The sequence below is a fragment of the Streptomyces sp. NPDC051576 genome, assembly GCF_040681835.1.
GTDB lineage: Bacteria > Actinomycetota > Actinomycetes > Streptomycetales > Streptomycetaceae > Streptomyces.
In genome coordinates this window covers 1,200,097-1,213,976 of sequence record NZ_JBFAZO010000001.1, presented here as the reverse complement: position 1 = coordinate 1,213,976, position 13,880 = coordinate 1,200,097, and the positions used below count along the sequence as shown (strand labels likewise).

The following is a 13,880-nucleotide window of genomic DNA, read 5'->3' as shown; positions in this document are numbered from 1 at the left end:
AACCGCGCGACCGGCGGCCGGAGTTCGAGCGGAACTCCGGCCGCCGTCGCCGTTCTCAGCGCCTCACCGCCGACACCGCCCCCGCGACGACCGCCACCACCCCCGCCAGCACGAAGCAGACCCCCAGCGGCAGCCGCCCGATGAGCAGCCCCGCCACCACCGAACCACCCGAACTCCCGGCGTTCACCGCCATGTTGACCCACGCCCCGGCCTGCGTCCGCGCCTCCGGCGCCGCCACCTCGTCGGCGAGCAGATACGCGGTCGTCAGCGCCGGTGCGACGAAGAACCCGGCGCACCCCACCGCCACGGTGAGTGACCACAGTCCCGACGCGAGCCCGGCCGCCGCCAGCGCCAGCCCGAGGCCCAGCGCCGACCCCGCCAGCCGGGTCCGCGCGGCCGTACGCCAGTTGACCGCGCCGTTCAGCAGTCCGCCGGCCGCGCTGCCCACCGACACGGCCGCCAGCACCCAGGGCACGACGTCGTCGCCGTATCCCCGCTGCTCGACGAAGGCCAGCACCAGCAGGGAGACGGCGCTCAGCGCGAGTCCCATCCCGGCAGCCACGACGACCGGGCCGAGCAGCCCGCGGACCCGGGTGAGCCTCAACGCCCGTCCGGGGCGCGCCTGGACGCGTACCCCGGCCAGCGCGGGTGACATGACGAAGGCGAGGGTGCCCGCGCCGATCAGGGCCGCGCTGAGCAGGACCCCGGTGGCCGGCGGGGCGAAGGTCAGGACTGCTCCGACCAGCAACGGGCCGATGACGTACAGGAGTTCCTCGGCAACCCCGTCGAGGCTGTAGGCGCGCTGCAACAGCCCGCGATCACCGACGAGTTGGGCCCACACCGAGCGCATGGTGGGGCCAAGTGGGGGCGCGCACATGCCGGTCAGCGCGGCCACCGTGCCGAGCACCACCTCCGGTGTCCCGGGGCGCCAGGTCACCGCCGCGAGGACGCACAGGAGGCAGCCGTAGAGCAGGGCCATGGGGAGCAGGGCGCGGCGTGGGCCGTGGCGGTCGACCACCGCGGCGCGCACGGGCAGCAGCAGGACGGTCGCGGCGCCGAAGACGGCCATGACCGTACCGGCCACGGCGTACGAGCCGGTGGAGCGGACGACCGCGAGCAGCACGGCCGGGGAGACCATGCCGTAGGAGAGCCGTCCGGCGAGGGCGGCGGCGAAGGTGCGGCGCGCGTGCGGGACGCGCAGCACGGCGGCATACGAAGGGCACGCCGAAGTCGGCGTGGAAGAGGGCGCGGACATGCGAGAGGTTCCTCAACTGGAGGCATGAGTAAGGGACGCCGGTGGTGTTCGGCGTGCCCTATGCCATGAGGAGGAACATGCGGGTCAACGTAGCAGCGCCTTGCGGGCGTTGACCACCGGCTTATCCCTCGGTGATGCCCGCTGCCAGTTGCTCCGCCGCCCGATACTGGTCCAGGCCTCCGATGCGGGCGCGCAGCGCCGTGACCGCGACAGACTCGATCTCGCGGGCAGCGCGGCGAGCGGCCCGGACATCGACCACCGACTCACCCCTCCGTGATACCCGCGACCAACTCATCCGCCGCCCGATACGGATCCAGCTCGCCCGCCACGATCCGCTCCGCGAGCGCGTCGAGGCGGCGGTCTCCGTGCAGGTCGCCGATGCGGGCTCGGAGGGCGGTGACGGCGATGGTCTCGACCTCGCGGGCGGCGCGGGACGCGCGGCGTTCGGCGAGGACGCCGTGCTCCTCCATCCACGCGCGGTGTTTCTCCAGGGCTTCCACGACCTCGTCGATGCCCTCGGCGCGGGCGGCGACCGTCTTGACGATCGGGGGGCGCCAGTCGCCGGGGGCGCGGGACTCGCCGAGGCCGAGCATGTGGTTCAGCTCGCGGGCGGTCGCGTCGGCGCCGTCCCGGTCGGCCTTGTTGACGACGTAGACGTCGCCGATCTCCAGGATTCCGGCCTTCGCCGCCTGGATGCCGTCGCCCATGCCGGGGGCCAGGAGGACCACGGACGTGTCTGCCTGGGAGGCGATCTCCACCTCCGACTGGCCTACGCCGACCGTCTCCACCAGGATCACCTCGCAGCCCGCCGCGTCCAGGACGCGGATCGCTTGCGGGGCCGACCAGGCGAGGCCGCCGAGGTGGCCGCGGGTGGCCATCGAGCGGATGTAGACGCCGGGGTCGGAGGAGTGGTCCGACATCCGGACGCGGTCGCCGAGCAGCGCGCCGCCGGAGAACGGCGAGGACGGGTCGACGGCCAGGACGCCGACCCGCCTGCCCTGCTTGCGGTAGGCCGTGACCAGCGCGGAGGTCGAGGTCGACTTGCCCACGCCGGGCGATCCGGTGAGGCCGACGACGTATGCTCCGCCGGTCAGCGGCGCGAGCGCCGCCATGACCTCCCTGAGCTGCGGGGACGCCCCCTCCACCAGGGAGATCAGCCGGGCCACGGCCCGCGGCCGGCCTTCCCTGGCCTGGGCCACCAGCGAGGCGACGTCCTGCATCACGGCTCCATTCCGAGTAGCAATGTACAAACGTACATACGACGACGGTTCAGGCCTTGGGCACCCGCACGATCAGCGCGTCACCCTGACCGCCGCCGCCGCACAGCGCCGCCGCGCCGACCCCGCCGCCGCGCCGCCTCAGCTCCAGCGCCAGGTGCAGCACCAGACGGGCGCCGGACATGCCGATGGGGTGGCCCAGGGCGATGGCCCCGCCGTTGACGTTCACCTTTTCCGTGGACACCCCGAGGTCCTTCATTGACTGGACCGCCACGGCGGCGAAGGCCTCGTTGATCTCGATCAGGTCGAGGCTCTCGACCTCCAGGCCCTCCTTCTTCAGGGCGTGCAGGATCGCGTTGGACGGCTGCGACTGGAGGGAGTTGTCGGGTCCCGCCACATTGCCGTGGGCGCCGATCTCGGCGATCCACTGGAGGCCCAGCTCCTGCGCCTTGGTCTTGCTCATCACGACCACGGCCGCCGCACCGTCCGAGATCTGCGAGGAGGTGCCGGCGGTGATGGTGCCGTCCCTGGTGAACGCGGGGCGCAGCTTGCCCAGCGACTCGACCGTGGTCTCGGCGCGGATGCCCTCGTCCTTGCTGAAGACGACGGGCTCGCCCTTGCGCTGCGGGATCTCTACCGGGGTGATCTCGGCCTCGAAGATCCCGTTCTGCTGTGCGGCCGCCGCCCGCTGGTGGGACAGCGCGGCGATCTCGTCCTGCTCGGGGCGGGCGATGCCGAGCCGTGTGTTGTGCTTCTCCGTGGACTCGCCCATGGCGATGTTCTCGAAGGCGTCGGTCAGGCCGTCGTAGGCCATCGCGTCGAGCATCTCGATCGCGCCGTACTTGAAGCCCTCGCGGGACTTCGGCAGCAGGTGCGGGGCGTTGGTCATGGACTCCTGGCCGCCCGCGACGACGACGTCGAACTCACCTGCACGGATGAGCTGGTCGGCGAGTGCGATGGCGTCCAGGCCCGAGAGACAGACCTTGTTGATGGTGAGCGCCGGGACGCTCATGGGGATGCCCGCCTTGACGGCGGCCTGGCGTGCCGGGATCTGCCCTGCCCCGGCCTGGAGCACCTGGCCCATGATCACGTACTGCACCTGGTCGCCACCGATACCCGCACGGTCGAGGGCGGCCTTGATCGCGAAGCCGCCGAGATCGGCTCCGGAGAAGGACTTCAGGGAGCCCAGCAGGCGTCCCATGGGCGTCCGCGCCCCCGAGACGATCACCGAGGTCGTGCTGTTCGTTCCAGACATGAGGTGCGATCCCCTTCCAGCGTGTTTCAGCTGAGGAGTGAACGAGGGTTTACTTCGAATGTACTGAGCGGTAGACCACCTCGTCATCGGGCCGTCGGTGTGATCGCGCGCACGTTGCGTAACCACCCGGTGAGCGCTGCACTACATACATGCTGACGCGAATCGACCACATCGGGATCGCCTGCTTCGACCTCGACACGACTGTCGAGTTCTACCGGGCCACGTACGGCTTCGAGGTGTTCCACTCCGAGGTCAACGAGGAACAGGGCGTGCGCGAGGCCATGTTGAAGATCAACAACACGGACGACGGCGGCGCCACCTACCTCCAGCTCCTGGAGCCCACCCGCGAGGACTCGGCCGTGGGCAAGTGGCTGGCCAAGAACGGGGAGGGGGTCCACCACATCGCCTTCGGTACGGCGGACGTCGACGCGGACTCCGCGGACATCCGGGGGAAGGGCGTACGCGTTCTGTACGACGAGCCCCGGATCGGTTCCATGGGGTCGCGGATCACGTTCCTGCATCCAAAGGATTGCCATGGCGTACTGACAGAACTGGTCACTTCGGCGCCTGTTGAGTCACCTGAGCACTGACCCTCGTACATATGGGCCGGTAGGGTTGGGGTCGGTCGTCGCTCGCAACCAGGGCAACGGCATGCCGGGGTCCGGTTTCGGGGGGCGAGCGTCGGGGCAGCAGCCCGTGCTCCGCCGTTGATCTGACACCATTCCCCGGGAGCACCGTCCGGCGGATGGACGGCGCTCGTTGGAGTAAACCGCGACCAGGGGACGGATGGGACCGCGCAGTGCGGGGCTACGAACGCCAGGAGCGAGAGCCGGCGGCTGACGTCGACCACCTCTCTCGGTTCGAGGCCGAGATGGAGCGGCTGAAGACCGAGCGGGAAAAGGCGATCCAGCATGCCGAGGACCTCGGCTACCAGGTCGAGGTGCTGCGCGCCAAGCTGCACGAGGCGCGCCGCACCCTCATGTCCCGGCCGGCTTACGACGGCGGTGACATCGGCTATCAGGCCGAGCAGATGCTTCGTAATGCCCAGGTCCAGGCCGACCAGTTGCGGCAGGACGCCGAGCGGGAGCTGAGCCAGGCCCGCGCGCAGACCCAGCGCATCCTCCAGGAGCACGCCGAGCAGGCCGCGCGCCTCCAGGCGGAGCTGCACCAGGAGGCGGTGACCCGGCGCCAGCAGCTCGACCAGGAGCTGGCGGAGCGCCGGCAGAACGTCGAGTCGCACGTCAACGAGAACGTGGCGTGGGCGGAGAACCTGCGCGCCCGCTCCGAGTCCCAGGCCCGCCGTCTGGTGGAGGAGTCCCGGGCCGAGGCCGAGCAGGCCCTGGCCGCCGCCCGCGCCGAGGCCGAGCGGGTCGCCGCCGAGGCCCGGCAGCGGCTGGAGATGGACGCCGAGGCGGCCCGCGCGGAGGCCGAGCAACTTCTGCGCCGCGCCCGCACGGACGCCGAGCGACTGCTCAACGCGGCGTCCACGCAGGCCCAGGAGGCCACCGACCACGCCGAGCAGCTCCGCAGCTCCACGGTCAACGAGTCGGATTCCGCCCGCCGTCAGGCCACCGAGCTGAGCCGGGCCGCCGAGACGCGTATGGCGGAGGCCGAAACCTCACTGCGCGAGGCGCGCGTCGAGGCCGAGAAGGTCCTCACCGAGGCCAAGGAGGCCGCGGCCAAGGCCATCGCGAGCGCCGAGTCGGCCAACGAGCAGCGCACGCGTACGGCGAAGGAGCAGGTCGCCCGGCTGGTCACGGAGGCCACCAAGGAGGCCGAGGCCACCAAGTCGGACGCCGAGCAGATCGTCGCGGACGCCCAGGCCAAGGCCGACAAGATCGTCGCGGAGGCCGAGGAGAACGCCCGCAGCCTCACCGCCGAGGAGACCGCCTCCCAACTCGCCAAGGCCGCCCGTACCGCCGAGGACGTCCTCGACAAGGCGTCCGAGGAGGCCAAGAACACCACCAAGGCCGCCACCGAGGAGGCCGAGCGGATCCGCTCCGAGGCGGAGGCCGAGGCCGACCGGCTGCGCGCCCAGGCGCACGACATCGCCGAGGGGCTCAAGGGCGCGGCGAAGGACGACACCAAGGAGTACCGGGCCAAGACGGTCGAACTCCAGGAGGAGGCCCGGCGGCTGCGCGGCGAGGCCGAGCAGTTGCGCGCCGACGCGGTCGGCGAGGGCGAGCGCATCCGTGCCGAGGCCCGCCGTGAGGCCGTCCAGCAGATCGAGGAGGCGGCCAGGACCGCCGAGGAGCTGCTGTCCAAGGCCCGGGCCGACGCCGACGAGCTGCGCCAGACCGCCACCGCGGACAGCGAGAAGGTCCGCACCGAGGCCATCGAGCGCGCCACCACGCTGCGCCGGCAGGCCGAGGAGACCCTCGACCGCACCCGCAAGGAGGCCGAGCGGCACCGCTCGGAGGTGATCGAGCAGTCCGAGGGCATCAAGGCGGACGCCGAACAGGCCGCACTCGAGCTGCGCGAGGAGACCGAGCGGGCCATAGAGGCCCGCCGCGAGGAGGCCGCCCAGGGCCTGGCGCGGCTGCACACGGAGGCCGAGGAGCGGCTCGCCGCGGCCGAGCAGGCGCTCACCGACGCCCGCGAGGAGGCCGAGCGGATCCGCCGCGAGGCCGCCGAGGAGACGGAACGCCTGCGTGGCGAGGCCGCCGACCGCATCCGCTCCCTCCAGGCGCAGGCCGAGACCGAGGCCGACCGGCTGCGCAACGAGGCCGCGGCCGACGCGTCCGCCTCCCGCGCCGAGGGCGAGGCCATCGCCGTACGCCTGCGATCCGAGGCGTCCGCCGAGGCCGAGCGGCTCAAGACCGAGGCGCAGGACACCGCCGACCGGGTCCGCGCGGAGGCGCAGGCCGCCGCCGAGCGGCTGGCCACGGAGGCGTCGGAGACGCTGGCCGCCGCCCAGGAGGAGGCCGTACGACGACGTCGTGAGGCCGAGGAGCTGCTCGGGTCGGCCCGTGAGGAGGCCGGGCAGGAGCGCGAGCAGGCCCGCGAGCAGAGCGAGGAGCTGCTGGCCTCCGCGCGCACCCGCGTCGAGGAGGCGCAGGCCGAGGCGCTGCGGCTGGTCGAGGAGGCCGACCGGCGCGCCACCGAGATGGTGTCGGGCGCCGAGCTCCACGCCCAGCAGGTGCGGGACTCCGTCGCCGGGCTGCACGAACAGGCCCAGGAGGACATCCAGGGCATCAGGTCGGCCGCCGAGCACGCTGCGGACCGTACCCGGCGCGAGGCGCAGGAGGAGGCGGACCGGGTCCGCGCCGACGCCTACAGCGAGCGGGAGCGGGCCACCGAGGACGCCAATCGTCTCCGGCGCCGGTCGAGCGAGGAGACGGAAGCCGCCAAGGCCCTTGCGGAGCGCACCGTTTCGGACGCGATCGCGGAGTCCGAGCGGCTGCGCTCGGAGGCCGCCGAGCACGCCCAGCAGGTGCGCACGGAGGCGTCGGACGCGATCGCGCAGGCCGACCAGGACGCGGCGCGGGCCCGGGCGGACGCCCGCGAGGACGCCAACCGGATCCGTTCGGACGCGGCGACGCAGGCCGACACCCTCATCACCGAGGTGACGGCGGAGGCCGAGCGGCTCCAGACGGAGACGGTCAACGAGGCCGAGCGGGTGCGCGCGGAGGCCGTGGCCAAGGCCGAGAAGCTCATCTCGGACGCGACCGGGGACGCGGAGCGGCTGCGTGCCGAGGCCGCCGACACGGTCGGGTCCGCGCAGCAGCATGCCGAGCGGATCCGCGCCGAGTCCGCGCGCCTCAAGGCGGACGCGGAGGCGGAGGCCGAGCGGGTCACCGCGGCGGCCCGCGAGGAGTCCGAGCGGACGCTGGACGAGGCCCGCAAGGAGGCCAACAAACGGCGGTCGGACGTCGCCGAGCAGGTCGACACCCTCATCACGGAGACCGCGGCGGAGGCCGACAAGCTGCTCAGCGAGGCGCAGCAGCAGGCCCAGAAGACGACGGCGGACGCCGAGGCGCAGGCCGACTCCATGGTCGGCGCGGCCCGCAGCGAGGCCGAGCGGCTGGTGTCCGAGGGGACGGTCGAGGGCAACTCGCTGGTGGAGCGGGCCCGTACGGACGCGGACGAGCTGCTCGTCGGTGCCCGCCGGGACGCCACCGCCATAAGGGAGCGGTCCGAAGAGCTGCGCGACCGCATCACGACCGAGATCGAGAATCTGCACGAGCGGGCCCGCCGGGAGTCCGCGGAGACGATGAGGTCGGCCGGCGACCGCTGCGACGCGCTCATCAAGGCCGCTGAGGAGCAGCTCGGCAAGGCGCAGATGAAGGCCAAGGAACTGGTCTCGGAGGCCAACTCCGAGGCGGGCAAGGTCCGTATCGCCGCCGTGAAGAAGGCCGAGGGTCTCCTCAAGGAGGCCGAGCAGAAGAAGTCCACGCTGATCCGCGAGGCCGAGGAGCTGAAGGCGGAGGCGATCCGCGAGGCCCGGCGCACGGTCGAGGAGGGCAAGCGCGAACTCGACGTGCTGGTCCGCCGGCGCGAGGACATCAATGCCGAGATCTCCCGTGTCCAGGACGTCCTTGAGGCGTTGGAGTCTTTCGAGGCCCCCACGGCGGCCAAGGACGGCGGGGTCAAGGCCGGAGCGGCGGCGGGCGCAACCCGTTCGGGTGGCAAGTCTGTTGAAGGCTAGTCAGACCCTGGGCAGACCCTGTGAGGTTCGGGGCGTTCTGGGGCCTTTGGCCAAGATTTTGGCAAGCGGTCCGACGGTTAGCCACTCAAAAGGGGTGTCATTCTCCAGATCAAACACGCATCCGCTCGATGACACACCGCTTCGGCCCCTAGGATTCCACCTATCACCTCACCGGTCTCATTCGACAGGAACCCCATGAGCGACACTTCCCCCTACGGCTTCGAGCTTGTGCGGCGTGGATACGACCGCGCTCAGGTGGACGAACGCATCTCGAAGCTCGTCTCCGACCGTGACAGCGCTCTGGCCCGTATCACCGCACTCGAAAAGCGCATCGAGGAGCTCCACCTCGAAACGCAGAACGCCCAGGCGCAGGTAAGCGACGCCGAGCCGTCGTACGCCGGTCTCGGCGCGCGTGTCGAGAAGATCCTCCGCCTCGCCGAGGAGGAGGCCAAGGATCTGCGCGAGGAGGCGCGGCGCGCGGCCGAGCAGCACCGCGAACTCGCGGAGTCCGCGGCCCAGCAGGTCCGCAACGACGCAGAATCGTTCGCTGCGGAGCGCAAGGCCAAGGCGGAGGACGAGGGCGTCCGGATCGTCGAGAAGGCCAAGAGCGACGCTTCCCAGCTGCGCGGCGAGGCGCAGAAGGACGCGCAGTCGAAGCGCGAGGAGGCCGACGCCCTCTTCGAGGAGACCCGCGCCAAGGCCGCGCAGGCCGCCGCCGACTTCGAGACGAACCTCGCCAAGCGCCGCGAGCAGTCCGAGCGCGACCTGGCGTCGCGTCAGCAGAAGGCCGAGAAGCGTCTCGCGGAGATCGAGCACCGCGCGGAGCAGCTCCGCCTGGAGGCCGAGAAGCTGCGCACGGACGCCGAGCGCCGCGCCCGCCAGACGGTGGAGACGGCTCAGCGCCAGGCCGAGGACATCGTGGCCGACGCGAACGCCAAGGCGGACCGCATCCGTTCGGAGTCCGAGCGCGAGCTGGCGGCTCTGACGAACCGCCGCGACTCGATCAACGCCCAGCTGACGAACGTGCGCGAGATGCTCGCCACGCTCACCGGCGCCGCGGTGGCCGCCGCGAGCTCCCCGGTCGAGGACGAGCCCATCTCCCGCGGGGTTCCGGCTCAGCAGTCCCGGTAACGAACAGCGCGACCTGAGGCCCGCACCGTCTCCCCCGGGGGTGCGGGCCTCAGCCGTGTCCGAGGAGCAGCGGCAGGTGGACGTCGACGACGATCTCGCCGAGGGTGCGGTCCTCGACCGGGTCGCGGGACCTACGGCTGTTCCGGGACCGCACCTTCACCGTCTCCTCGGTGCTGACCGACCGGCTCGGGCCGCGCACCGCGCCGCTCACCGCCGTCCTCGCGACGGTCCTCGCCCACGGGCACGGCAGCACGGCCTTCCCGCACGCGTTCGCCTGGGCGACGGCGTTCACGGTTGTTGCCTGCGGCGTCGGACTCTGTTTGCCCGTTCGGGTGGCATCCGCCGAACGGCCGTCTTAGCGTGGCCGCATGATCGAGCTCGAGGGGCTGACGAAGCGGTACGGCGAGAAGGTCGCGGTCAACAATCTCACCTTCGCCGTCAGACCCGGCATCGTCACGGGCTTCCTCGGCCCGAACGGCGCCGGCAAGTCGACGACGATGCGCATGATGCTCGGGCTCGACCGTCCGACCGCGGGTGACGTGCGGATCGACGGCCAGCACTACGACCAGCTCAAGGACCCGCTGACGTACATCGGCGCGCTCCTCGACGCGAAGGCCATGCACGGCGGGCGCAGCGCCTTCAACCATCTGCTGTGCCTGGCGCAGAGCAACGGCATCCCGAGGGCCCGGGTGCACGAGGTGCTCGACACCGTCGGACTGACCTCCGTGGCGAAGAAGAAGGCCAAGGGGTTCTCGCTGGGCATGGGGCAGCGGCTCGGTATCGCGGGCGCGCTGCTCGGCGATCCGCGGATCCTGATGTTCGACGAGCCGGTGAACGGACTCGACCCCGAGGGCATCCACTGGATCCGCAACCTGATGAAGTCCCTTGCCGGGCAGGGCCGTACGGTCTTCGTCTCCTCGCACCTGATGAGCGAGATGGCGCTGACGGCCGATCACCTCGTCGTCATCGGCCAGGGCCGGCTGCTCGCGGACACCACCATGGCGGACTTCATCCAGCAGAACTCGCGGTCCTACGTCAGGATCCGCACCCCGCAGCGCGAGCGGCTGCTCGACGTGCTGCACCAGGCGGGCATCACCGTCGTCGAGAGCGGCAGCGGAGCGCTCGAAGTCGACGGGGGCAAGTCCGAGCAGATCGGTGAGCTGGCCGCGCAGCACCAGCTCGTGCTGCACGAGCTGAGTCCCCAACAGGCCTCCCTGGAGGAGGCGTTCATGCAGTTGACCGCAGAGTCGGTGGAGTACCACGCGCATTCCGACACATCCCCCGCGCCCCTCGCGGCGCCTGCCGGACAGCAGGGCTGGGGCGACGGCTGGAAGAAGGGCTGAGCATGGCGGCGACCCAGGTCATCCGGTCGGAGTGGACCAAGATCCGCTCCGTCGCGTCGACGGTGTGGACGCTCTCGCTCGCCCTGGTGGTGACGATCGCGCTCGGCATGCTGATCTCGGCGCTGTCGAAGAGCCAGTTCGACGACATGAGCGCCAAGGACAAGCTGTCCTTCGACCCGACGTTCATCAGCTTCGCCGGGATGAGTCTCGGGCAGCTCGCGATGATCGTGTTCGGGGTGCTCGTCGTGTCGAACGAGTACAGCACCGGCATGATCCGCACCTCTCTCGCGGCGGTCCCGCAGCGCGGCACCTTCCTGTTCGGCAAGATCGTGGTGGCGACCGGGCTCTGTCTGGTCGTCGGGCTGGTGACGAGCTTCGTCACGTTCTTCCTCGGGCAGGCGATGCTCGGCTCGCACCGGGCGGAGATCGGTGACCCGGGCGTGCTGCGCGCGGTGATCGGCGGCGGCCTCTACATGACCCTGATCGCGATGTTCTCCATGGGCGTCGCCTCGATGCTGCGCTCGCCGATGCTGTCGCTGGGCATCCTGATGCCGTTCTTCTTCCTGATCTCCAACATCCTCGGCAACGTCTCCGCGACCAAGAAGATCGGCCGCTACCTGCCCGACCAGGCCGGCAGCAAGATCATGCAGGTGGTCACCCCGGTCGACGACTCCACGCCGTACGGACCCTGGGGCGGGCTCGGCATCATGGCCCTGTGGGTGGCGGCGGCGCTGCTCGGTGCCTACGTGCTGCTGAAGCGACGGGACGCGTAGCCACGGCCAAGGCTTTACTTTCCTTTGGGCGGAACCGTCAGCGCCCCGATATCCTCCTAACCCTTACGGGGGCGTGTGCCCTGCTGTCCTGATCCTTTCGATGGGTGCGGAGCATGATCGAGGCTGTCGGCCTGACCAAGCGCTACGGCGACAAGACCGCCGTGTACAACCTTTCCTTCCAGGTGCGGCCCGGTGCCGTGACCGGCTTCCTCGGACCCAACGGTTCGGGCAAGTCGACGACGATGCGCATGATCCTCGGCCTGGACAATCCCACGTCGGGCCAGGTGACGATCGGCGGCTTCCCCTACCGCAAGCTGCCGAACGCCCCCAGACAGGTCGGCGCCCTGCTCGACGCCAAGGCCGTGCACGGCGGCCGGCACGCCCGCAACCACCTGCTGAGCCTGGCCCAGCTCTCGGGCATCCCGGCCCGGCGGGTGGACGAGGTGCTCGGGGTGGTGGGCCTCCAGGACGTGGCCAGAAGGCGCTCCAAGGGCTTCTCGCTGGGCATGGGGCAGCGGCTGGGCATCGCCGCCGCGCTGCTCGGCGACCCGCAGGTGCTGCTGTTCGACGAGCCGGTCAACGGACTCGACCCCGAGGGCATCCTCTGGGTGCGCAACCTGATGAAGGCGCTCGCGGCGGAGGGCCGTACCGTCTTCGTCTCCTCGCACCTGATGAGCGAGATGGCGCTGACGGCGGACCACCTGATCGTGATCGGGCGCGGGCAGTTGCTCTCGGACATGAGCGTGCGGGACTTCATCTCGGCGAACTCGGCCGACTTCGCGCGCGTGCGCACCCCCGACAGCGAGCCGCAGTTGCGCGAGAAGCTGACCTCCGCGCTGACCGAGGCCGGCGGGCATGTGCTGCCCGAGCAGGACGGCGGGCTGCGCGTCACGGGACTGCCGCTGCCCCGCATCAGCGACATCGCGCACGACACGGACGTACGGCTGTGGGAGCTGTCCCCGCATCAGGCCTCGCTGGAGGAGGCGTACATGCGGATGACGCAGGGCGCGGTCGACTACCGCTCGACCACCGACCAGAAGGCCGGTCTGATGCAGCAGATGCCGCCGGGCGCGCAGCCGCCCATGCCGGTACCGGGCCAGGGCCAGCCGGGCTGGTACGCCCCGCCGTCGCCGCAGCAGGGCGGTCAGCCGTTCGCCATGGGACAGCAACCCCCGGCGAATCCTTACGGCACCCCGAACCCGTACGGCGCCCCTGCGGCGCCCGGCGGGGGAATGCCGGGCCCGTACGGACCTCCGGCGCCCGTGACCCCGCAGACGGCGACTCAGCCGCCTCAGGCCGCCCCGGCACCGGCGGCGGACGCCGCCCCCGCGCAGCCCTCCTCCCCCGCCACCGACCTGACCAAGCCCGAGGACGCCCGATGAGTACGCCCCAGCCCCCGATGCCGCAGGCAGCCGCGCCCAACTGGCAGGCGGCGGCCGGTCCTTCGTACGGCGGGTACACCTCGCCGATCCCGGTGGTGCGCACGCACCTCGGGCACGCGCTCGCCTCCGAGTGGACGAAGATCAAGTCGGTGCGTTCGACGCTCTGGACGCTCGGCGTGTTCGTGGTGCTCGTCATCGGCATCGGCGTGCTCGCCGCCGTCGTGGTCAGCAACTCCTCCTCCGAGCTGAACGGCGAGAACCCGCTCTCCTTCGGCTTCTTCGGGTTGCTGCTCGGCGTCATGTGCGTCATCACGCTCGGTGTGCTGACCACCGCCTCCGAGTACGGCACCGGCATGATCCGCACCACGATGACCGCGTGCCCCAGCCGGGTCCGCGTCCTCGCCGCGAAGTCGATCGTGTTCTTCGCGGTCGCCTTCACGGTCACGCTGGTGGCCGTGGCGTTCGTCGCCTTCGTGGACGTCTCGCTGCTGGAGGGCAACGGCGCCAAGGACCCGTCCGCCGGCGAGTGGCTGAAGGGGACTGTCGGCATCTCCCTCTACATCGCGCTGCTCGGACTGCTCTCGCTGATCATCGGCTCGATCATCCGGCACTCGGCGGGCGCGATCACCATCATGATCGGCGCGGTGCTCGCCCCGCTGGTCATCGCGCTGTTCATGTTCTCGCAGTCCCTGGAGAGCACGCGCCAGGCGCTGTTCGAGTACTCGATCCCGAACCAGCTGAGCGTCTTCTACTCCAACTCCCTCACCGAGTCCGGCCCGAGCGGCTGGGACCCGCTGTGGATCATCGTGGGGGTGACGGCCGTCGCGTTCGCGAGTGCCGTCGCGCTGCTGGAGAAGCGGGACGTGTAGGCCGTAG

12 protein-coding genes are annotated in these 13,880 nt (G+C 71.1%); 7 read left to right on the top strand and 5 right to left on the bottom strand.

Annotation, left to right across the window (positions count from 1 at the left end; genetic code table 11):
- Positions 1-55: 55 nt before the first annotated feature.
- The 4 genes from AB0M63_RS05730 to AB0M63_RS05715 all read right to left on the bottom strand — a co-directional run bounded on the left by AB0M63_RS05730 (position 56) and on the right by AB0M63_RS05715 (position 3,727).
- Positions 56-1,255: an MFS transporter gene (locus AB0M63_RS05730; protein WP_366018491.1), complete on the bottom strand. Its 1,200-nt coding sequence runs from the start codon at positions 1,253-1,255 to the stop codon at positions 56-58.
- Between the two features lie 121 nt (positions 1,256-1,376).
- Positions 1,377-1,514, bottom strand: coding sequence for a hypothetical protein (locus AB0M63_RS05725; protein WP_366018490.1), 138 nt, complete (start codon positions 1,512-1,514; stop codon positions 1,377-1,379).
- Between the two features lie 4 nt (positions 1,515-1,518).
- A complete protein-coding gene (meaB, locus tag AB0M63_RS05720; RefSeq protein WP_355912140.1) occupies positions 1,519-2,475 on the bottom strand; it encodes a methylmalonyl Co-A mutase-associated GTPase MeaB in 957 nt (318 codons plus the stop codon).
- Between the two features lie 49 nt (positions 2,476-2,524).
- Entirely contained in the window at positions 2,525-3,727 is a 1,203-nt protein-coding gene (locus tag AB0M63_RS05715) for an acetyl-CoA C-acetyltransferase (RefSeq protein WP_366018489.1), read from the bottom strand.
- Between the two features lie 149 nt (positions 3,728-3,876).
- Between AB0M63_RS05715 and mce the strand changes: the two genes are divergently transcribed.
- From mce to AB0M63_RS05700, 3 genes are all read left to right on the top strand, one after another.
- A complete protein-coding gene (gene mce / locus AB0M63_RS05710; RefSeq protein WP_366018488.1) occupies positions 3,877-4,317 on the top strand; it encodes a methylmalonyl-CoA epimerase in 441 nt (146 codons plus the stop codon).
- A gap of 209 nt (positions 4,318-4,526) precedes the next feature.
- Positions 4,527-8,375 (top strand): polarized growth protein Scy, encoded by a 3,849-nt coding sequence (scy, locus tag AB0M63_RS05705; RefSeq protein ID WP_366018487.1) that lies wholly within the window; start codon positions 4,527-4,529, stop codon positions 8,373-8,375.
- A gap of 195 nt (positions 8,376-8,570) precedes the next feature.
- Positions 8,571-9,506, top strand: coding sequence for a cellulose-binding protein (locus AB0M63_RS05700; RefSeq protein ID WP_019073154.1), 936 nt, complete (start codon positions 8,571-8,573; stop codon positions 9,504-9,506).
- Positions 9,507-9,555: 49 nt separating this feature from the next.
- Here the strand turns inward: AB0M63_RS05700 and AB0M63_RS05695 are convergent, their stop codons facing one another.
- A complete protein-coding gene (locus AB0M63_RS05695) occupies positions 9,556-9,798 on the bottom strand; it encodes a hypothetical protein (RefSeq protein WP_366018486.1) in 243 nt (80 codons plus the stop codon).
- A 76-nt stretch (positions 9,799-9,874) separates the two neighbouring features.
- Here AB0M63_RS05695 and AB0M63_RS05690 point away from each other — a divergent pair, with 76 nt between their 5' ends.
- The 4 genes from AB0M63_RS05690 (at position 9,875) to AB0M63_RS05675 (ending at position 13,873) form a co-directional block, all read left to right on the top strand.
- Positions 9,875-10,849 carry an ABC transporter ATP-binding protein gene (locus AB0M63_RS05690; RefSeq protein ID WP_366018485.1) on the top strand — a complete coding sequence of 325 codons (975 nt, stop codon included), beginning with the start codon at positions 9,875-9,877 and terminating at the stop codon, positions 10,847-10,849.
- Between the two features lie 2 nt (positions 10,850-10,851).
- A complete protein-coding gene (locus AB0M63_RS05685) occupies positions 10,852-11,622 on the top strand; it encodes an ABC transporter permease (RefSeq protein ID WP_355912121.1) in 771 nt (256 codons plus the stop codon).
- 113 nt (positions 11,623-11,735) lie between these two features.
- Positions 11,736-13,004 (top strand): ABC transporter ATP-binding protein, encoded by a 1,269-nt coding sequence (locus AB0M63_RS05680; protein WP_366018484.1) that lies wholly within the window; start codon positions 11,736-11,738, stop codon positions 13,002-13,004.
- Positions 13,001-13,873 carry an ABC transporter permease gene (locus tag AB0M63_RS05675; protein WP_355912114.1) on the top strand — a complete coding sequence of 291 codons (873 nt, stop codon included), beginning with the start codon at positions 13,001-13,003 and terminating at the stop codon, positions 13,871-13,873. Before AB0M63_RS05680 ends, AB0M63_RS05675 begins: the two co-directional genes overlap by 4 nt.
- The last annotated feature ends 7 nt before the right edge of the window (positions 13,874-13,880 follow it).